General features: G+C 68.4%; 17 protein-coding genes. 3 read left to right on the top strand and 14 right to left on the bottom strand.

Annotated elements, in window-relative coordinates; all coding sequences use genetic code 11:
• Positions 1-74: 74 nt before the first annotated feature.
• The 6 genes from BLS25_RS04120 to BLS25_RS04095 form a co-directional block, all read right to left on the bottom strand.
• Positions 75-1766: a dipeptide ABC transporter ATP-binding protein gene (locus BLS25_RS04120; RefSeq protein WP_056224976.1), complete on the bottom strand. Its 1692-nt coding sequence runs from the start codon at positions 1764-1766 to the stop codon at positions 75-77.
• Positions 1763-2833, bottom strand: coding sequence for an ABC transporter permease (locus tag BLS25_RS04115; protein ID WP_074694799.1), 1071 nt, complete (start codon positions 2831-2833; stop codon positions 1763-1765). Before BLS25_RS04115 ends, BLS25_RS04120 begins: the two co-directional genes overlap by 4 nt.
• A gap of 13 nt (positions 2834-2846) precedes the next feature.
• On the bottom strand, positions 2847-3920 hold the full coding sequence (locus tag BLS25_RS04110) for an ABC transporter permease (RefSeq protein WP_074694531.1): 1074 nt from the start codon (positions 3918-3920) through the stop codon (positions 2847-2849).
• A 120-nt stretch (positions 3921-4040) separates the two neighbouring features.
• The gene (locus tag BLS25_RS04105) at positions 4041-5672 is read right to left on the bottom strand and encodes an ABC transporter substrate-binding protein (protein ID WP_074694530.1); all 1632 of its coding nucleotides are present in this window, start codon (positions 5670-5672) and stop codon (positions 4041-4043) included.
• 266 nt (positions 5673-5938) lie between these two features.
• A complete protein-coding gene (locus BLS25_RS04100; protein ID WP_074694529.1) occupies positions 5939-6688 on the bottom strand; it encodes a 3-hydroxybutyrate dehydrogenase in 750 nt (249 codons plus the stop codon).
• On the bottom strand, positions 6685-8079 hold the full coding sequence (locus BLS25_RS04095) for an MFS transporter (protein ID WP_074694528.1): 1395 nt from the start codon (positions 8077-8079) through the stop codon (positions 6685-6687). Before BLS25_RS04095 ends, BLS25_RS04100 begins: the two co-directional genes overlap by 4 nt.
• 104 nt (positions 8080-8183) lie before the next feature.
• Here BLS25_RS04095 and BLS25_RS04090 point away from each other — a divergent pair, with 104 nt between their 5' ends.
• The gene (locus BLS25_RS04090; RefSeq protein ID WP_074694527.1) at positions 8184-9089 is read left to right on the top strand and encodes a LysR family transcriptional regulator; all 906 of its coding nucleotides are present in this window, start codon (positions 8184-8186) and stop codon (positions 9087-9089) included.
• Between the two features lie 7 nt (positions 9090-9096).
• Here BLS25_RS04090 and BLS25_RS04085 read toward each other — a convergent pair whose 3' ends face one another.
• Both BLS25_RS04085 and sfnG read right to left on the bottom strand, forming a co-directional pair.
• Positions 9097-10128 (bottom strand): putative FMN-dependent luciferase-like monooxygenase, encoded by a 1032-nt coding sequence (locus BLS25_RS04085; RefSeq protein WP_074694526.1) that lies wholly within the window; start codon positions 10126-10128, stop codon positions 9097-9099.
• A 131-nt stretch (positions 10129-10259) separates the two neighbouring features.
• Positions 10260-11393, bottom strand: a complete 1134-nt coding sequence (gene sfnG / locus BLS25_RS04080) for a dimethylsulfone monooxygenase SfnG (protein WP_074694525.1) — start codon at positions 11391-11393, stop codon at positions 10260-10262.
• A 123-nt stretch (positions 11394-11516) separates the two neighbouring features.
• On the opposite strand from sfnG, the gene BLS25_RS04075 reads away from it, so the two are divergent.
• Positions 11517-12578 (top strand): LLM class flavin-dependent oxidoreductase, encoded by a 1062-nt coding sequence (locus BLS25_RS04075; RefSeq protein WP_218128157.1) that lies wholly within the window; start codon positions 11517-11519, stop codon positions 12576-12578.
• 315 nt (positions 12579-12893) lie between these two features.
• On the opposite strand, the gene BLS25_RS04070 is transcribed toward BLS25_RS04075, so the two are convergent.
• Together BLS25_RS04070 and BLS25_RS04065 are read right to left on the bottom strand one after the other, a co-directional pair.
• Positions 12894-14207 carry an O-acetylhomoserine aminocarboxypropyltransferase/cysteine synthase family protein gene (locus tag BLS25_RS04070; protein ID WP_056224991.1) on the bottom strand — a complete coding sequence of 438 codons (1314 nt, stop codon included), beginning with the start codon at positions 14205-14207 and terminating at the stop codon, positions 12894-12896.
• Positions 14200-15141, bottom strand: coding sequence for an ATP-grasp domain-containing protein (locus BLS25_RS04065; RefSeq protein WP_074694524.1), 942 nt, complete (start codon positions 15139-15141; stop codon positions 14200-14202). The genes BLS25_RS04070 and BLS25_RS04065 overlap by 8 nt, the downstream gene beginning before the upstream one ends.
• Before the next feature lie 101 nt (positions 15142-15242).
• Here BLS25_RS04065 and BLS25_RS04060 point away from each other — a divergent pair, with 101 nt between their 5' ends.
• A complete protein-coding gene (locus BLS25_RS04060; protein ID WP_074694523.1) occupies positions 15243-16157 on the top strand; it encodes a class I SAM-dependent methyltransferase in 915 nt (304 codons plus the stop codon).
• A gap of 12 nt (positions 16158-16169) precedes the next feature.
• On the opposite strand, the gene BLS25_RS16555 is transcribed toward BLS25_RS04060, so the two are convergent.
• From BLS25_RS16555 to BLS25_RS04045, 4 genes are all read right to left on the bottom strand, one after another.
• A complete protein-coding gene (locus tag BLS25_RS16555; protein WP_143017818.1) occupies positions 16170-16487 on the bottom strand; it encodes a hypothetical protein in 318 nt (105 codons plus the stop codon).
• A gap of 163 nt (positions 16488-16650) precedes the next feature.
• Positions 16651-16941 carry a hypothetical protein gene (locus tag BLS25_RS04055; protein ID WP_074694522.1) on the bottom strand — a complete coding sequence of 97 codons (291 nt, stop codon included), beginning with the start codon at positions 16939-16941 and terminating at the stop codon, positions 16651-16653.
• Positions 16942-17135: 194 nt separating this feature from the next.
• The gene (locus tag BLS25_RS04050; RefSeq protein ID WP_074694521.1) at positions 17136-18905 is read right to left on the bottom strand and encodes an alpha/beta hydrolase; all 1770 of its coding nucleotides are present in this window, start codon (positions 18903-18905) and stop codon (positions 17136-17138) included.
• Positions 18902-19192 (bottom strand): type VII secretion target, encoded by a 291-nt coding sequence (locus BLS25_RS04045; RefSeq protein ID WP_143017817.1) that lies wholly within the window; start codon positions 19190-19192, stop codon positions 18902-18904. Before BLS25_RS04045 ends, BLS25_RS04050 begins: the two co-directional genes overlap by 4 nt.
• Positions 19193-19274: the final 82 nt, after the last annotated feature.

The raw sequence follows: 19274 nt of genomic DNA, 5'->3' as shown, positions 1-19274 counted from the left end.
ACCCTGCGCAATGTCAGCCGATACGACTCGGGGCCCCCACGCTGCGTACGTGAGGGCCCCGCTCTCGTCAGTCGTCAGACCCCGCGGGTCGACCGCCACAGCTCGCGGCGGTTCTCCTGCTCGACCGGGTCCGGCACCGGCAGCGACACGAGCAGGCGCTTCGTGTAGTCGTCGCGCGGCTCGGTGAGCACCTGCACGGTCGTGCCCTGCTCACGGATCACGCCCCGCTGCAGCACGACCACGCGGTCGGCCACCTCGTCGACGACGGCGAGGTCGTGGCTGATGAACAGGCACGCGAACCCGAACTCCGCCTGCAACTGCGCGAACAGCTGCAGCACACGCGCCTGCACCGACACGTCGAGCGCCGAGGTCGGCTCATCGGCGATGAGCAGCTTCGGGTCCAGGGCGAGGGCTCGAGCGAGCGAAGCGCGCTGGCGCTGACCACCCGACAGCTCGTGCGGGTAGCGATCGCCGAACGCGGTCGGCAGCTGCACGGCATCTAGCAGCTCGTTCACGCGCTGGCGGGCGGCGCGGGCTCCCGAGACGCGACGGTGCACCACGAGCGGCTCGGCAATGCACTCCGCGATCGTGAGCAGCGGGTTGAAGCTCGTCGCCGGGTCCTGGAAGACGAAGCCGATGTCGGGGCGCGTCTTGGCGAGCGTGCGGGGCTTCGCGCCGTTCATCTCGGTGCCGAGGACCTTGAGCGATCCCCCGACGACCGAGGTGAGACCGACCATCGCGCGACCGATCGTGGTCTTGCCCGAGCCGGACTCTCCGACCAGACCGAGCACTTCGCCGGGGCCGATCCAGAAGTCCACGCCTTTCACGGCGACGACCCCCGGCGACCCGAAGCGACCGGGGTACCCGATCTCGACCTTGTCGGCCACGACGAGGCTTCCCGCCGGCGGCGAGGTGGGTGCCGCATCGGCGAGCGACTGCCGCGAGCTCTTGCCGCGACCCACGTGCGGCACGGCCGCGAGCAGTTCGCGCGTGTACTCCTCGCGCGGGGCGGCGAACAGCTCGCGCACGGGCGCCTGCTCGACGATGTCGCCGCGGTACATCACGATCACGCGGTCGGCGAGGTCGGCGACGACGCCCATGTTGTGCGTGATGAGCACGATCGTCGCGCCGAACTCGTCGCGGCACGTGCGCAGCAGGTCGAGGATCTCGGCCTGCACCGTCACATCCAGCGCCGTGGTCGGCTCGTCGGCGATGATCAGGCCGGCGTTCAGCACGAGGGCCATCGCGATGACCACGCGCTGCTTCTGCCCGCCCGAGAACTGGTGCGGGTAGTCGTCGACGCGCTTCTCGGGATCGGGGATGCCGACGCGGCGCAGGATGTCGACGGCCTTGGTCTTCGCCTCGGACTTCGACAGCTTCTCGTGCGCGCGCAGGCCCTCGGCGATCTGCCACCCGACCGTGTAGACCGGGTTGAGGGCGGTCGACGGCTCCTGGAACACCATCGCCGCGTCGCGCCCGCGCATCTCGCGCAACTGGGCGCGGGTGGCGTGCACGATGTCGGTCTGGTCGCCGTCGCGACCTCGCACGATGACCGCGCCCGACAGCGTCGCCGTCTCGGGCAGCAGCCCCAGCAGGGTGTTGGCGGTGACGGTCTTGCCCGAGCCCGACTCGCCGACGATCGCGAGCACCTCGCCCGCGTGGGCCTCGAGCGAGATCCCGTTGATCGCCGCGACCGGCTCGCCATCGGTGGCGAAGGCGACGCGCAGGTCGTCGATCCGGGCGACGGGGGCGGTGGTGCCGGTCATGAGGGGCTCCCATCGGAGGGGGCGGATGCCGGGGACCCGGCGGGGGACACGGTGGTCGAGGCTTCGGCCGGAGACGTCGACGGATCGACCGCGGTGACGGGAGCGGGAGCGCGACCCGCGCGGCGGCGCGTGCGCAGACGCGGGTCGCTCAGGTCGTTGAGGCTCTCGCCGACGAGGGTGATGCCGAGCACGGCGAGCACGATCGCAACTCCCGGCGGGATCGCCGTCCACCAGATTCCGCTGGTCACGTCGCTCACCGAGCGGTTGAGGTCGTAGCCCCACTCGGCGGCGGCGGTGGCCTCGATGCCGAAGCCGAGGAAGCCGAGGCCCGCCAGGGTCAGCAGCGCCTCGGAGGCGTTCAGCGTGACCACGACCGGCAGCGAGCGCGTCGAGTTGCGCAGCACGTGACGCAGCAGGATGCGTGCCGTGGGCACCCCGATCACGCGCGCCGACTCGACGAAGGGCTCGGCCTTCACGCGCACCACCTCGGCGCGGATCACGCGGAAGTACTGCGGCACGAACACCACGGTGATCGAGATGGCGGTGGCCAGGATGCCACCCCACAGGGTCGACTGCCCCTTGGTGATCGCGATCGACATGACGATGGCGAGCAGCAGCGAGGGGAACGCGTAGATCGCGTCGCACAGCACCACGAGGATCCGGTCCAGCCAGCCGCCGAAGTAGCCGCCGACGAGACCCAGGAAGATGCCGAGGAAGATCGAGAACGCGATCGCGCAGAGGATCACGAGCAGCGCGGTCTGCGCTCCCCAGATCACGCGCGAGAGGACGTCGTACCCGCCGACGGTCGTGCCGAGCAGGTTCATCGCGCTGGGCGCTTGCTGGGTGCCGAACTTCACACCGTCGGCCTCCTGCTGCGCGAACCCGTAGGGCGCGAGAAGAGGGGCGAACAGAGCCGTCAACAGGAACACCGTGGTGATCACGAGGCCGAGCACGAGCATGGTGCGCTGCAGGCCGACGCTGCGGCGCAGGTGCGAGATCACCGGCAGGCGGTCGCGAAGCGGCACCTTGCGCACCGTCACGCTGTCGTCGGAGAGGGCGGGGGTCATGGCATCCGACATGTCAGTACCTCACTCGCGGGTCGATGATCGCCGCGATGACGTCGACCAGGAAGTTGGTGAAGGCGACCAGCACGGCGATGATCACGACGATGCCCTGCACCGCCACGAAGTCACGGGCCTTGAGGTACTCGCTGAGCATGAATCCGAGGCCCTTCCACTCGAACGTCGTCTCGGTCAGCACCGCACCCGACAGCAGCAGGGCGATCTGCAGGCCGATCACGGTGATGATCGGGATCAGCGCGGGACGATAGGCGTGCTTGGTGACCAGGCGGTACTCCCCCACGCCGCGCGAGCGCGCCGAGGTGACGTACTGGGCACCGAGGGTGCCGATGACGTTCGTGCGCACCAGACGCAGGAAGATCCCCGCCGTCAAGATGCCGAGAGCCACACCGGGCAGGATCGCGTGGATGAGGACGTCACCCGCGGCCGCCCCGTCGCCCAGGCGGATCGCATCGAGCAGGTAGATGCCGGTGGGGTTCTCGATCGAGGCGAACTTCAACTCGGTGCGGGTGCTCGCACGACCGGCGACCGGGAGGACGCTCAGCCACACCGAGAAGACGAGCTTGAGCAGCAGCCCGACAAAGAAGATGGGCGTCGCGTAGCCGAGGATCGCCCCGATGCGCAGGGTCGCGTCGGGCCAGCGGTCGCGCTTGTACGCGGCGATCAGACCGAAGGGGATGCCGATGAGCAACGCGACGAAGAGCGCGTAGATCGCGAGCTCGAGGGTGGCGGAGCCGTACTGCAGCAGGATCTCGATCACCGGACGGTTGTCGGTGAGCGTCGTGCCGAAGTCACCGCGGAGGATGCCGCCGATGTACTCGAAGTACTGCACGATCAGCGGCCGGTCGTAACCGGCCTGCGCGATGCGCTCCGCGAGCTGATCGGGGGGAAGACGGCCGCCGAGGGCGGCGGTGATCGGGTCGCCCGTGATGCGCATGAGCACGAACACCACGGTGACGAGGATGAACACCGTCGGGATGATCAGGAGCAGACGGACCAGGATGTAACGCCACAGTCCTCCGCCCTTGGGAGAGACGGGTTTGGCGATGTCGGCAGCGTCGACGGCGGTGACCATACGGGAGAGACCTCACTCAACGGGGGAACGGCGCCTCATCGCTCCGCTCTCACCCGACGACCGAGGGTACGTGACCCCGGTCGTCGGGTGAGCGGAATCGCGCGAGGCGCCGATTCGGTCTTACTTGTGCAGCGGTGCGTAGCGGAACTTGAACGACCCGTCGAGGACGGCGCCCTCGACGCTCGAGCCCACGATCGCGACCTGCTTGCCCTGGAGCAGCGGCAGCGTCGAGAGGTCGGCGGCCACCTTGTCCTGGATCTCGCCGATCTCCTGCTCACGCGTGGTCTTGTCGGTCTGCGTCGCCTGGTCGACGAGCAGCTTCTGAACCTCGGCGTTGTCGTAGTGGTTCAGCAGGAAGTTGTCCTTCGCGAAGAACGGGGTGAGGTAGTTGTCGGCATCCGAGTAATCCGGGAACCAGCCGAGCTGGTACGCGGGGTACGCGTCGGCCTTGCGGTCCTTGGTGTACTGCACCCACTCGGTCTGCGCGAGGTTGACCGTGAACAGGCCGTCCTTCTCGAGCTGCGCCTTGACCGCGGCGTACTCGTCACCCGACGAGGGGCCGTAGTGGTCGCCGTTATACTGCAGGTTCAGCGTGACGGGGGTCGACAGACCGGCCGCCTCGAGGGTCGCCTTGGCCTTGGCGGCGTCGGGCTTGCCGCTGCCGTCGCCGTACATGTCCTTGAGCGCCTCGTTGGCACCCGCGAGACCCTGCGGCACGTAGGAGTACAGCGGCGAGTAGGTGTCCTTGTAGACGTCGGTCGCGATCGCCTGGCGGTCGACGAGGTCGGCCGCGGCCTGACGGATCGCGAGCGACTTGGCGGCGTCGGCATCGGGGGTCTTCGTGCCGTACGGCATGGTGTCGAAGTTGAAGACGATGTAGCGGATCTCGCCGCCGGGGCCGTCGACGACCTTGACCGCGTCGTCCTTCTGCAGGTCGGCGACGTCGGTCGCGCTCAGGCTGCGGTAGGCGACGTCGATCGCACCCGACTGCACGTCGAGCTTGAGGTTCGACGAGTCGGCGTAGTACTTGGTCGAGATGCCGCCGTTGGCCGCCTTGGGAAGCGACCCCATGTAGTCGGCGTACGGCTTGTACGAGATGAGCTCGTTCGGCTTGTACGAGTCGATCGTGTACTGACCGGCGAAGGCCTTGCCCTCGACGATCGCGTCGTCCGAGGTGACGGCGGTGGCCGAGAAGACCTCTTCGTCGACGATCGGCGCGGCGGGGCTCGAGAGGATCTGGGGCCAGACCTGGTCGTTGCCGTTCTTCAGCGTGAACACGACCGTCGTGTCGTCGGGAGCGGCGACGCTCTCGAGGTTGCCCAGCAGCGACGCGGGGCCGTTCGGGTCGTTGATCGCGACCTGGCGGTCGAACGAGAACTTCACGTCGGACGACGTGAGGTCGTGGCCGTTCGCGAACTTCAGGCCCGACTTGAGCGTGACCGTGTACTCGGTCGGCGAGGTGAACTCGGCCGACTCGGCGATGTCGGGGGTGACCTCGGACGTGCCGTACTGGCTGTTCATGAGGAAGGGGTAGATCTGCGTCATGACGGCGAACGATCCGTTGTCGTACGAGCCGGCCGGGTCGATCGAGGTGATCTTGTCGGTGGTGCCGATGACGAGGGGGTCGGTCGAGCCGCCGTCGGAGGCGCCGCCTCCGGTGGTGGTCGTGCAACCTGCCAGAACAAGGGCCGAGGCGCCGAAGGCGCCGATGACGAGGCCGAGACGGCCCCGCCCACTGATGTGCAGTGTCATGAATTACCTCTGCTGTGAAGTGTCGACTGCGACAAGCGCCGTAGTCCCTCGGACATCCTTGACCGGGGAAGTGTCAACGGTAAACCCGATCCGCGCATATTTACGAGACCGAAACCCGCCGGAGACGGCACCGGGTACCGATTCCCGTCGGATGCGTTCCGGCGTTCAGCCCCCCAGGAGCGGAAATATTCCTGTTCGGGAGGCCTTCTCGCGATGACCGCGAACAGAGAATTCACCCGCTGCGGGCCCCGGGGCGTCCCCGACCGTCAGTGCGCCGACCACCCGCCGTCCATGAGGTAACTCGAGCCGGTGACCATCGCGGCATCCGGACCCGCCAACCATAGGGCGAGAGAGGCGACCTCCGCGGGCTCGACGAGGCGCTTGATCGCGGCATCCTTCAACAGGATCGTCTCGAGCACCTGCCCCTCGGCGATGCCGTGCGTGCGGGCCTGATCGGCGATCTGCTTCTCGACCAGCGGCGAGCGCACGTATCCGGGATCGATGCACACGCTCGTCACCCCGTGCGGGCCGCCCTCGAGCGCGGTGGTCTTGGACAGCCCCTCGAGGCCGTGCTTGGCGGTGACGTACGCCGACTTGTACTCCGAGGCGCGGATGCCGTGCACGCTCGAAACGTTCAGCACCCGCCCGAACCCGCGCTCGTACATGCCGGGCAGGGCGGCGCGGATCAGCAGGAACGGGGCCTCGAGCATGAGCCGCAGCATGAACGAGAAACGCTCGGGGTCGAACTCCTCGATGGGGCTGACGTGCTGGATGCCGGCGTTGTTGACGAGGATGTCGACGTCGAGGTGCAGCTCGCGCAGGGCCGCCGTGTCGGAGAGGTCGACGTGCCACGCCTCGCCCCCGACCTCGGCCGCCACGCACTCTGCCTGTTCGCCGTTCACGTCGGCGACGGTGACGTGGGCCCCGGCGCCGGCGAAGGCGCGGACGATCGCTTCGCCGATCCCGCTCGCTCCCCCGGTGACGAGGGCGCGGCGGCCGGTCAGGTCGGTGCTCATCGGGCTCCCCTCACCCCCGTCGTCGCCGGGGCCGCCGCGGTGCGTGCGGCGTCGGCGGCGTCGATGTCGCGCAGCGAGATGCCCCGCGTCTCCTTCAACGACAGCACGGCGATCGAGGTCACGATGCACGCCACGACGATGTAGATCGCGATGGGCAGCCACGAGCCGAAGTCGCGCAGCCACTGCGTCGCCAGGATCGGGGCGAGCGAACCCGCGAGGATCGCCGTGACCTGCGCGCCCAGCGAGACGCCCGAGTAGCGCATGCGGGTCGGGAACAGCTCGGCCATGACCGCGGGCTGCGGGGCGTACATCCCGGCGTGGAAGATCAGACCGATCGTCACCGCGAGCACGATCATCACGGGGTTGAGCGTGTCGAACATCGGGAAGGCGAAGAACGCCCAGGTTGCGCTGAGGACCGCCCCCGCGAGGTACACCGGGCGGCGACCGACGCGGTCGGACAGGCGGCCGAGCGGCGGAATCACGGCGAAGTGCACGATGTGGGCGATCAGCAGGGCCAGCAGCAGCTGACTGGTGTCGTACGAGTGCACGATCTTCAGGTAGACGATCGAGAAGCTGACGACGATGTAGTAGACGATGTTCTCGGCGAAGCGCACGCCCATCGCCTGCACGACGCCCTTCGGGTAGCGGCGCAGCACCTCGACGACACCGAACGACGTCGCCTTCTCTTTCTCGACCTGCGCCTTGGCCTCGAGGAAGATCGGGGCCTCTTCGACGTGGCGGCGGATCCAGAAGCCGACGAGCACGATCACGGCCGACAGCCAGAACGCGATGCGCCAGCCCCAGTCGAGGAAGGCGGCGGGGCTGAGCACGAACGAGGTGATCAGCAGCACGAGGGTCGCCAGCAGATTGCCCACCGGAACGGCGGCCTGCGGCCAGCTCGACCAGAACGCGCGACGACGGTCGGGGCTCTGCTCGGCCACGAGCAGCACTGCGCCGCCCCACTCCCCGCCGACCGCGAAGCCCTGGATGAAGCGCAGGGCGACGAGCATCGCGGGAGCCCAGTAGCCGACGCTCGCGAAGCCGGGCAGGCAGCCCATGAGGAAGGTCGCGACGCCGACGATGATGATCGTGGCCTGCAGCGTGGGCTTGCGGCCGAAGCGGTCGCCAATCTGGCCGAATACGATCCCGCCGAGGGGGCGCGCGATGAAGCCGACAGCGTAGGTGACGAACGCGGCGATGATGCCGTCGAGCGGCGAGCCGGACGAGGGGAAGAAGAACGTGCCGAAGACCAGGCTCGCGGCCGTGGCGTAGAGGAAGAATTCGTACCATTCGACGACCGTGCCGGCCATCGAGGCGGCGACGACCCGACGGATGCGGTTCGAGGCGGGGGCGTCTGCGCTGCGGCGCGACGCGGCGGTGGGGGGTTCCATGCTGCTCCTTCGGTGTCGACGGTGACGACCGCGCCTCAGTCTGAGGTGGTCCGCGGCGCGCGACAATGCCCAGTCCCGCTCCCCCGCTGTGCAGAATTGCACACATGGATGCCGGAAGCGTGCGCGCAGATGACTTGCTGATGCTGTTGGCCGTGGCCCGCACGGGTCGGTACACAGCGGCCGCACAACTGCGCGGTGTCGATCACACCACCGTCGCGCGGCGGATCGCCGCCCTCGAGGAGGCCCTGGGCGGCAGGCTCGTCGCGCAATCCGGCCGCGGGTGGGAGCTCACGACACTGGGTGCGCACGCCGCCGAGACCGCCGGGCGCATCGAGGCGGCGATGTCGCAGCTCGCCGCCGGGGGAGTTGAGCCCGACCCGGTGTCGGGGGTCGTCCGCATGTCGGCCACCGACGGGTTCAGCGCCTACATCGCCGCTCCCGCCATCGCGAGCCTGCGCGAACGGCATCCGGATCTCGTCGTCGAGGTCGTCGCCGCCCAACGCCGAGCCGCCCTGCACCGCCCCGGCCTCGATCTCGAGGTGGTCGTCGGTCAGCCCCAGACCTCGCGCGGGACGACCGTCGAGCTGGGCTCGTACGCTCTCGGCATGTACGCCTCGCGCTCGTACCTCGAACGCCACGGGCGCCCACGCGATCTCGACGAGCTGCAGACGCACGGCCTCGTGTACTTCGTCGACGCGATGCTCCAGGTCGAGGCCCTCGATCTGCCCCGCCGCGTCGTGCCCCGCATGCGCGACGGGGTCACCTCGACGAACGTGCTCGTGCAGGTCGAGGCGACGCGCGCCGGGGCCGGCATCGGCATGCTCCCGTGCTTCGTCGCCGACCGCCACGCCGACCTCGAGCGTCTGCTGCCCGAGACGATGACCGAGCGGCTGCCCTACTGGATGGTCGTGCGTGCCGACTCGATGCGCATCCCCGCCGTGGTCGCCCTGGCCGACGCGCTGAGGGAGCAGACGGCGTGGTCGAAGGCGATGCTCGACGGGGTGGGATGAGGCGTCGTCAGGCCGCGGTGCCCAGCGCGCGGAGCTCGTCCGCAGCCTCGGCGCCCGTCCGCAGGCCGAGCTGAGGCGCGACCTCGGTCGCCAGGAGCTCGATCGACCGGAGTGTCACCTCGTGGACCGGATCGACGGAGTGCACCTGGAACGCCACATCGGTCGCGAGCTCCAGGGTGCGATCTTTGTGGAGTGACGCGACGACGTCGTCGACCGTGCCCAGGTGGGTGTTGGTGAGCGCCGCCAGATCGCGCAGGTCACCGTCGGCATTCCGCTGGAGGAATGTACGCGCGAGGCGCCGGATGCCGGCATCCGCCCCCGCCCACACCTCCTCGCGGCGATCGGCGTCGACGACCACGGCGGTGCGTGACGCCAGGACACGCGGAGCGACACCGCGGGGGAGTGCCGCGAGGTACGCCTCGACGATCGGCACCTGCACCTCGTGCAGATCGTGACCGTCATCGCGCGGCTGCGTGCGCGAGAGCAGCAGTCCATCACCGGCGGCCCCCGCACGACGGCCGCCATCGACCGAGAACGTCGCCTGCCAGAGCCGACCGCCGAGGTGCGGTGCCGGGGGGTTGAGGCGCAGATCGGTGTTCCGGATGCCGCGCCCGGCGAAGGCGTCGCGCAGCACCTCGACGTGCGCCGCCTGAATCGCCCGGCGGTCGTCGGACGACCGCTCGAACGCCGCGAACGATGAGGGTGTGCCGCCCATCCCGATGCCCAGCTGCACGCGCCCGCTGCTGAGGGCGTCGACGAACGCGGCGTCTTCGGCCACGCGCACGGGGTCGTCGATGGGGAGGGTCACGATCCCCGTTCCCAGCGCGATGCGCTCGGTCTGCACGGCCGCCGCCGCGAGGAACGGGAACGGCGACGGCAAGCCGCCCTCGTCGCGATCGAAGTGATGCTGCGCCACCCACAGGGAGGCGAATCCGAGCTGATCGGCGGAACGGACCTGCTCGAGCGCCTTTCGATAGCGGTCGCCGTCGGTGCCGGCATCCAAGATCCGCGTGAAGAATCCGAGGCGTGCGCCGCTCATGCGACCTGTCCCTCCCGGGCCGCCGCGCGGCCCCCTTCTCGACGTATGCACGGAGTGGAATACCCCCATACTCCCAGGCTAGGCCTGGATACGCGCGCCGGGACCGATCTCGGGAGCCGTTCGGCGGAAACTCAGCGCGCGGCTACCCCGATCGGATCGCCCGTCCGCGCCAGGTCCGCCTCGAGTTCGCGGACGATCGGGATCACCGTCTCGCCGAAGTGCTCCAGCTCCTCCTGGAAGTGCAGGAAGCCGAGCAAGAAGAGATCGACCCCGCGCTTCTTGTACTCGATGATGCGCTCGGCGATCTGCTGCGCATCTCCGAACAGCTGGGTGCGGAACCCGTCGTTGTACTGCACGAGGTCCTCGAGCGAAGAGTCCGCCCACATGCCCTTCTTGTCGGCCGTGGAATTGCCCGCCTCCTGCACGCTCTTGCGGAAGCCCTCGACGGCGCCCGAGTCGGCGTGGGCGATGATCTCGCGCAACTGCGCCTCGGCCTCGGCGCGGCTGTCGCGCTGGATGACGAAGCCGTTCAGCCCGAAGCGCGTGCGTCGACCGTGCTCGGCCGCGACGCGGGTGACGTCGTCGTACTGCTCGGTGAAACCGTCGAAGTCCTTGCCGTTCGAGAAGTACCAGTCCGAGAACGCACCGCCGTTGAAGCGCGCAGCCGTGGAGTTGCCGCCCTGGAAGATGTCGGGGTGCGTCCGCCCGGGCACCTCGAACGGGAACGGGCGCAGCGTGAAGTCGGTGATGTCGTAGTACGTGCCGTGGAACGAGAACTTCTCCTGCGTCCACAGACCGCGCAGCACCTGGATGAACTCGGCCGCGCGCTCGTACCGCTCGTCGTGCTCGAGCCACTCCAGCCCCAGGTCGGTGTACTCGTCCTTGAACCATCCGCTGACGACGTTGACCGCCGCACGACCGTGCGAGAACTGATCCGCCGTGTTGATGAACTTCGCCAGGACAGCCGGATGCCAGATGCCGGGGTGGATGGCGGCGATGACCTTGAGCTTCTCGGTGGCCAGCAGCAGGGCCAGGCTGATCGAGGTGGACTCGTGCTGCTGCGCGGCGCCGTAGCTGGAGGCGTACCGCACCTGGCTCAGGGCGTACTCGAACCCGACCCGCTCGGCCGTGCGAGCCAGCTTCACGTTGTAGTCGTAGTCCCAGTCGGTGCGCTGTTCGATCGAGCTGATGACGAGCCCGCCGCTGACGTTGGGCACCCAGTAGGCGAACTTCAGCGGCTCGTGGGTGGGCGGAAAGTCGGTCATGGGGTTCTCCTCGCGGATCGGAACCCGGCAAACTTCGCACCGCTTCGGCCATCGGTCAACGACATGTGACGGACCGTTTCGCCCCGTGACGCCGGGCGACGCCGACCGGGTGAGGATGGAGCCATGACCTCCCCCCAGCGCGTGCGTTTCGGCTACTGGACCCCCATCTTCGGCGGGTGGCTGCGCAACGTCGACGACGAGCAGACACCCGTGTCGTTCGCCCACATCGCCGAGATCGCCCGGGCGGCCGAAGAGGGCGGATTCGATCTGACGCTCATCCCCGAGCTGAATCTCAACGACATCAAGGGCGTCGAGGCGCCGTCGCTCGACGCCTGGACGGTGACCGCGGGACTCGCCGCCGTGACCTCGAAGCTCGAGCTGCTCGCGGCCGTGCGCCCGGGCTTCCACAATCCCTTCCACACCGCCAAGCAGGCGGCGACCATCGACGAGATCAGCGGGGGACGCTTCACCCTGAACGTCGTCTCGGCGTGGTGGGCCGAAGAGGCCACGCAGTACGACGGCCTCTTCAGCGCCCACGACGACCGCTACGCCCGCACGATCGAGTGGGTCGAGGTGCTGCGCGGCCTGTGGTCCGAGACGCCGTTCGCGTACGAGGGAGAGTACTACCGCACCGAGGGGACGTACCTCGAGCCGAAGCCGCAGGTGCGGCCGCGCCTGTACGCGGGCGGCGAGAGCGAGGCGGGACGCAACGCGATCACGCGCTTCGCCGACGCGTATCTGACGCACGGCGGCACCCTCGAGGAGCTCGAGACGAAGGTCGCCGACATGCGCCGGCGCCGGGCCGAGGCCGGGGCCACGCCGTTCGAGGCGTTCGGAATGGCGGCGTACGCCGTCGTGCGCGACACCGAAGACGAGGCGCAGGCCGAGATCGACCGCATCACGGATGTGCGCGGGGGAGCGGCCTACGGCTCGTACCAGGACTTCGTCAGCAAGTCGAAGCTGGACACCCAGGTCGACCTCAAGGAGTACTCGGTCTCGAACCGCGGCCTGCGGCCGAACCTCGTCGGAACCCCTGATCAGGTGGCGGAACGCATCGTCGCCTTCGCGGACGTCGGCGTCTCGACCCTGCTGTTGCAGTTCTCGCCGCACCTGCCCGAGCTGCAGCGCTTCGCCGCCGAGGTGATCCCGCGCGTGCGGCGCCTGGAGGCGCAGCGCGACGCCTGACGGGGCGTCGCGAAGGCGGGCTCGTCCGGTGTGAGGCGCGCATCGGCGTGCGGGCTCGTGCCGTGCCGTTCCCTTCTTGTTGAAGTGTCCAAAACACCCGGACGACATCGAAGACCGTCCGCGTGTTTTGGACACTCGTGGGGGTGGCGGGGCCGGATGCCGGGAACCCGAGCGCGTGTCGAAGGTCGGGCCCCGCGGAAGGTGGGGCCTGCGCCGGGACTCCGGGGCTGGATGCCGGGAACCCGGCCGTGCGCGAAGGTCCGACCGTGCGCACACCGGGGCCCGGCGGCGCCGGAACCCCCCGTGACGGGAGCGTCAGCTCGACGCGCGAAGCGCCTGATCGAGATCGGCGACGAGGTCTTCGGCGTCTTCGAGGCCGATCGACAGGCGGATCAGGCCGTCACCGATGCCGAGGCGATCGCGCGTCTCTTGCGTAAAGCCGAGGTGCGTCGTGGTCGCGGGGTGCAGGGCCATCGATCGGGTGTCGCCGATGTTGGTCATGCGGCTGAACAAGCGCAGGGCGTCGAAGAACCGCTCGGCTGCGGGACGGCCCCCGCGCACGGTGAACGAGAACACCGAACCCGAGAGACCGCCGTAATCGCGCACCGCGAGCGCGTGCTGCGGGTGCGAGGGCAGGCCCGCGTAGTCGACGCTCTCGACGGCGGCGTGCTCCTCCAGCCACTCGGCGACCGTGCGGGCGGTCGCGAGGTGTTGGCGCATGCGCACCGACAGGGTCTCCATGCCCTGCTGCAGCAAGAACCCGTTGAGCGGCGAGAGCGCCGGCCCGGTGTCGTTCGCGATGCCGAACCGCAGCGACAGCTCGAATGCGCGCGGCCCGAACGCATCGACGAATGACGCGTGCCCGGCGATGGCCGTGTCGGTGAGCGAGGGATAGGACCGAGTGGATGCCACCCAATCGAACGTCCCACCGTCGACCACGGCGCCCGCGAGGTTCGCGCCGTGCCCAGAAAGGAACTTCGTCGCCGAGTGCACGACGATGTCGGCTCCGTGCTCGATCGGGCGGATGAGGAACGGCGTCGCGATGGTGTTGTCGACGACGAGAGGGATGCCGTGCCGCTGCGCGACGCGAGCGACGGCGTCGATGTCGACGACGTCGTTCTTGGGGTTCGGCAGCGTCTCGGTGAAGATCGCCTTCGTCTCGGGGCGGATCAGGGCGTCCCATTCGGCGTCGTCCGCGGGGTCCCAGACGTACTCGACGGTCACGCCCATGCGGGCGAAGGTGCGGTCGAAGAGCACGCGCGTTCCGCTGTAGATGCTGGCGGTCGAGACGATGTGCTCGCCGCTGCCGGCGAGACCGAGCAGGGCGATGGTGATCGCCGCCTGGCCCGAGCCGACGACGATCGCGCCCGAACCGCCTTCGAGCGACGCCAATCGCGCCTCGGCCACCTGGTTGGTGGGGTTGGCGTTGCGCGAGTAGAGGTGGCCCAGATCGGCTCCCGCGAACCGGTCGGTCGCCTCTTGGAACGAGTCGAACCGGTAGGCCGCCGACAGGTGCACCGGTGTGATGCGCGAGCCGTGCGTCAGGTCTTCGACCTCGCCCGCATGCACCTGGCGCGTGGCGAAGCCGAAGCCGCGCCAGTCGGAGTGCGGGGGAGCGGCCTCAGCCACGGAGACCGACCGCTTCTTTCGGCAGCAGCGAGCCGAGCCAGCGAGCGATCTCGCGCGGCCCGGAGCGCGGCGCGGTCGCCTCGACGTCGGGGTTGTAGTTCGTGTTGGTGTTGACGTCGTAGGTGACGGTCCGGCCGTCGCGCGTCTCGATGAACTCGATGCCCGCGATGCCCACACCCTCTGCCGCGAGGAAGGCGAGGTAGCGGTCGATGAGCGCCGGATCGACGTCGTCGCGACGACGGAACAGCGGCTCGGGCTCGACACCGTCGGCGCCCGGGATCGCGCAGGCCTCGGCCGGGCAGAGCTCGAAGCTGCCCGCGCTCGTGTCGACGCGCACCGCGTAGACGAACTCACCGGCGACGAACTCGGCGCGCGTGATGAAGGGCGCCTGCGCGACCAGCAGCTCCTGCAGGAGGGTGATGCCGTCGGGGGAGGGCTCGAAGTCGGCGCCGGCCACCCACGACGAGAACTCGTCGACGGAATCCCAACGGCGCACGCCGAGGCCCTTTCCGCCCTGGTTGTGCTTGCTGATGAAGGGCGCCCCGAACTCCCGCGCCTTGGCGACCAGATCGTCGGTGCCGAAGACGGCCACCGTGCGCGGAACGTCGATCCCCGCGTGACGCAGCGCGGCATGCTGCGCCACCTTGCTGACCTCGAGCTCGAGGACGTCGGCACCGTTGATGACCGTTCGTCCCCACGACGCCAACCATCGCAGCACGGCCCGACCGAACTCCTTGCTGTGCGCGTGGTCACGTGTGTGCGCCGATGCGCTCAACCGCGACCAGAACACTCCCTCGGGAGGCTCGACCGCGAGGTCGATCGACCCGTCCGTGAGCAGCCACTCCTCGAACGGCACGCCCTCCGCCTCGAACGCCGCCGCGAACGGCGGAATCCACTGGGGGTTCTCGTGGATGACATAGACCTTGCCCGACATGCCGCCAGGCTAACCCGCACCTCCGACATCACGCCCGCCCCGCGTCACGCGGCGACACCGGGTCATGGCATCCCTAGGCTCGATTCCCGGAAAGGGATGCCATGACCTCCGACTACATCGACGCCAACCGCGCCAACTGGAACGAGCGCGCGACGCTGCACGCCGCCCGGGACGGATCGGGATACGGAATCGCGCGCTACATCGACGACGCCGACGCGCTCTCGGACGTCGTGCGTTTCGACCGGCCGCTGCTGGGCGACATCTCAGGCAAGCGCACCGCGCACCTGCAGTGCCACATCGGCACCGACACTCTGTCTCTGGCCCGTCTCGGCGCGACGGTGACCGGTCTGGACTTCTCCGAGAACGCCGTCGTCGAGGCCCGCCGCCTCGCTGCCGACGCGGGCGTCGACGTCGAGTTCGTCCAGGCGGATGTCCGGGATGCCGCTGACGTCCTGCCCCGCGGAAGCTTCGACCTCGTCTACACCGGGATCGGCGCTCTGTGCTGGCTGCCATCGATCTCGGAGTGGGCCGGCGTCGTGGCCGAGCTGCTCGCACCGGGAGGGACGCTGCACATCCGCGAGGGGCATCCCGTCCTGTGGGCCATGAATGAGGACCTGCCGGGCTTGTCCCTGGCATTTCCGTACTTCGAGCAGACCATCCCGTTGGAGTGGGACGACGACGGCACGTACGTCGAGGTGGCCGCGCCCCTGAAATCAACGCGGACGTACGAATGGAACCACGGTCTCGGCGAGATCGTCACGGCCCTGCTCGAGCGCGGGCTGCGCCTCGACACGCTGGTCGAGCACGACAGCGTGCCGTGGGAAGCGCTGCCCGGCCGTATGACGCTTCGCAACAACGGCGAATACGCGTTGACCGGGCAGCCGTCGGTCATGCCGCTCAGCTACACGATCAGGGCGACGAAGGCGGCGAAGGGGTCGGCTGGGGTGAACTCAGTTCAGTCAGATCTCCCTCTACGCAGGGACTCAGCACCTGAAGACCGGCGAACGTGGCGCTGAACTGCAGCTGGGTCAGAGTTCCGTCCTGCTTCGAGCCTGCAGGAAGGGTGGATCCGACACGACATAGGTCCCGGGTCTGTCGGAAACGGGTTCGGCGCGAGCGGAGAGTCCGAGCCCATCCCACTTCTCGGCGACTTCCGCAGACAGCGCCCCCAAATCACCTTTCGTGGGTTCTAGGCGTTCCACAAAGAAGAGAAGCCGAACGAGCCGTCCGCCTTGATCATCACATTCCACCCACGCTGGCCGCGGATTCCAACCAGATTCTCCGAGAACATCCTGAGTTGCTCGTAGGTTTTGTTGTGCGCGCTTCTCGACGGTCTGGACGGTCATGCGATTTTCCTGACCGTAGTCATTCGGGGTACACCCCGTCGCCATGATCGACATAGCAACCAGCGAGACCAAACTCCTCAGTCGCCGAATACGCAAGGGCTCGACGTAGCCAAATGACGGTGAGGCGAGATACACGAGAGCTTTGGACGCGTAGGGTCCAACCTCAGGAGCCTGCGAGAAGTCGATCGAGGTCCCCCTCGATGCACGGGCTCATCACCTGCAGGAAGATCGCCTTAGTGGAGAGGGAGAGCTGAGTGAGGCTTCCGTCGGGATTGGCGCCCGTCAGGTATGTGGGATCCGAGACGACAAGACCCGCATCGCCTCCTGCGAGGACTTCGGAAGTCACCGTGGGTTTCCTGCCGACGAGCTGCCAAGCGTCAACCACCGCCTGAGCAAGTGCAGGAGTCGGTTCGGGCCTCTCGGTCAGGCTTTGGGCAACGAACGTCAGCTGCACGTGACCCTCTCGGGGCTTCTCACAGGGTCCCCAGGTGACTTCGGTCGTCCACCCTCCGGCGGGTACCACCGCGGACGTTCTTGCAAGAACATCCCGAGCATCCTGCTCGGCAGCATCGGGCTCCATGGCGGACCCTTGCGCCGCACAGCCGGTCAATATCAGACCCACGCCAGCGGCAATCGCGGCCAACCTTCTCATCTGTCAACCCGTCTCATGTCGGACTCGACTCGCCATTCAAACCGGTCCGCCGGAGTTCCCACCTCCGGCAACTCGGAACCTCGATTCATAGCGATCATCGCCGCGCTTCTCAGTGCCGTCGAGTTGGAGTCAAAGTAACTGTCTCGCCCCTCTCCATCGCCAAATGGGCCGTGCATCCCCACGGCAAGCGTGTGCTCGCCGTTCACAAACGACTCTTCTGAGCTGAAGGGACGTGCACCGAAGTCAGGCGACGTGGGATCCTTCCGAGACGACAAGCCTTGGCCGACAGGAGCCCACCCGTCCTTGGTTGATTGCGATGCATAGACCTCGCCCTGAGGAACTCGCAAGGCTCCTACGCTCTCCACCTCATCCGAGACCCCCGCAGAACCCAAGAGAACGAGGTGATCAACGGGTGCTCGCTCAATTGCGAGAGTTGCAACGTCGGTCCCGTACGAATGCGCGATGACCGATAAGCAACTAGAAGCGCCAGCTGCGGCACGCGTCTCGACGAAAGAACGCAGATCATGGGCCAGTGATTGAGCGCCCGCGATGGCTCGCTCGTCGGAGGCGACCTCGACGGCACTCGTGAACGGGTCAGGCATTGGCGGATGGTATCCAATCCACGCAATAACGCCCACGTCGTCGAGCGATACGGAACCCGCCCGCGCTTCGGCCAGCCGCAGCTGGCGCGCCGCAATCACGTAGTCCTCAATGCTATTGCCGACAGTCGTAGCCATTCCGGGAATAATCACACTCACATGCTCGGCGGCGTCCAAGTCCCCGACCGCGACCTGGGCCAACGGCGGTCGATCCAGCACCAGCGAGGCGAGGGTGTTACCGCGCGACGCGCGATCCAGCGCCTCCAACGCCGCCAGCTGCTCCGACTGATCCCACGCGCTGTTCCGCGCCTCCTCCAGAGCCTGGGCCAATACGATGCGATTCGCCCGGTCCCGCGCGGCGTAGGCGACGCCTCCGAGATTGCCGATCACGCCGGGGGCCGTCGCGATCAGAGCGTCCTGCTGCGTTGCGCTCAACTCTCGCCACCACGGCGCCACCTCGCTCGGGGCAATCTGCGACAACCGTGTCGCCAGGTCGGGTCGGGCGTTCAGCAGCGCTTCGAGGGCCGCGCCGTCGAGGGAGCGCATCACCGACAGCACCCGATCCCCGGCCACCGCGGCGACACCGAGCTCGACGCCGACCGCCGCCCAAGTCGCGCCCCGTGCACGAACCGCTTCAAGGGCCGCCCGTACCGCCGCCGCGGCCACGGCACCGGCCGCGAGCACGTCAGCGCGGGCATCCGCGAGCATCGCCTCGGCTTTCACCCGAGCCTCGCCGCTGGACGTGGGAGCCGCACCGACGTGTCGCGGATCGGTTGCGAAGACCGGCCACCCCTGCGTGAACGACGTGAACGGCGCATTCGTCGCGTGGTCCGACAACGACTCCGCGAACGCCCATCCCTCGATCGCCTCGGCCGCCAATGCCTGCGCCTTCCTCAGGACGAGCGCGTACACGCGCATCGGCTCGACGATCGCGGCAGCGCCGTCACCGATCTGCGTCCACCGCTGAGCCACGGCAACCGTGCGCGCGGTGTATGCGTCCGCCCCTTCGCCGGTCCAGCCCTCGATTTCGCGTCTCCACCGGAGGGCCTCCGCCAACATTCCCGCTGCGACGCTGCGTTCCGACACGAGATGAGCGACCTCGAATGCCGCCTCGACCGAGCCGGGCACCAGCTCTTGCGCCACCGACGTCGACCCCAGCCCGCTCATCGCCCGTCCTTCAGAGCCCTCAACGTCTCACCGCCCTTTGCATCCGCCCTCTCGAAGATCTCGGCGGAGTCCCGAAGACCCGAGACCAGGTCATCAGCCTGGGTGACCGCCTCCATCCACCCGCCCGTCAGCGCCTGCACGAACTCGCCCACGGCAGCGCTGAGTTCGGCGTGACCGAGGTTCCGGGAGTCGGGCACAGTCGTCTTCGCCTCGGCACGCCGGACGTCCACGTCGAGGATTCCGGCCGCCCGACGCAGGTCTTCCGGGTCCACCGAGATTTCGCGCATGCCGGAAAGGTAGACGAATTCGGCGGCCACCCTCGAGAGTTATCCCCAGATATCACCCGCGTACGCGGCAGAATTCACCCGC

It is taken from the genome of Microbacterium testaceum StLB037 (assembly GCF_900104345.1).
Classification (GTDB): domain Bacteria; phylum Actinomycetota; class Actinomycetes; order Actinomycetales; family Microbacteriaceae; genus Microbacterium; species Microbacterium testaceum_A.
This window is presented reverse-complemented; position numbering and strand designations above follow the sequence as displayed.

Excerpts from the sequence above, each read along its gene's own strand:
- BLS25_RS04120 (WP_056224976.1), bottom strand. The coding sequence starts at position 1,766 with ATGACCGGCACCACCGCCCCCGTCGCCCGGATCGACGACCTGCGCGTC.
- BLS25_RS04115 (WP_074694799.1), bottom strand. The coding sequence starts at position 2,833 with ATGACCCCCGCCCTCTCCGACGACAGCGTGACGGTGCGCAAGGTGCCG.
- BLS25_RS04110 (WP_074694531.1), bottom strand. The coding sequence starts at position 3,920 with ATGGTCACCGCCGTCGACGCTGCCGACATCGCCAAACCCGTCTCTCCC.
- BLS25_RS04105 (WP_074694530.1), bottom strand. The coding sequence starts at position 5,672 with ATGACACTGCACATCAGTGGGCGGGGCCGTCTCGGCCTCGTCATCGGC.
- BLS25_RS04100 (WP_074694529.1), bottom strand. The coding sequence starts at position 6,688 with ATGAGCACCGACCTGACCGGCCGCCGCGCCCTCGTCACCGGGGGAGCG.
- BLS25_RS04095 (WP_074694528.1), bottom strand. The coding sequence starts at position 8,079 with ATGGAACCCCCCACCGCCGCGTCGCGCCGCAGCGCAGACGCCCCCGCC.
- BLS25_RS04090 (WP_074694527.1), top strand. The coding sequence starts at position 8,184 with ATGGATGCCGGAAGCGTGCGCGCAGATGACTTGCTGATGCTGTTGGCC.
- BLS25_RS04085 (WP_074694526.1), bottom strand. The coding sequence starts at position 10,128 with ATGAGCGGCGCACGCCTCGGATTCTTCACGCGGATCTTGGATGCCGGC.
- sfnG (WP_074694525.1), bottom strand. The coding sequence starts at position 11,393 with ATGACCGACTTTCCGCCCACCCACGAGCCGCTGAAGTTCGCCTACTGG.
- BLS25_RS04075 (WP_218128157.1), top strand. The coding sequence starts at position 11,517 with ATGACCTCCCCCCAGCGCGTGCGTTTCGGCTACTGGACCCCCATCTTC.
- BLS25_RS04065 (WP_074694524.1), bottom strand. The coding sequence starts at position 15,141 with ATGTCGGGCAAGGTCTATGTCATCCACGAGAACCCCCAGTGGATTCCG.
- BLS25_RS04060 (WP_074694523.1), top strand. The coding sequence starts at position 15,243 with ATGACCTCCGACTACATCGACGCCAACCGCGCCAACTGGAACGAGCGC.
- BLS25_RS16555 (WP_143017818.1), bottom strand. The coding sequence starts at position 16,487 with ATGACCGTCCAGACCGTCGAGAAGCGCGCACAACAAAACCTACGAGCA.
- BLS25_RS04050 (WP_074694521.1), bottom strand. The coding sequence starts at position 18,905 with ATGAGCGGGCTGGGGTCGACGTCGGTGGCGCAAGAGCTGGTGCCCGGC.
- BLS25_RS04045 (WP_143017817.1), bottom strand. The coding sequence starts at position 19,192 with ATGCGCGAAATCTCGGTGGACCCGGAAGACCTGCGTCGGGCGGCCGGA.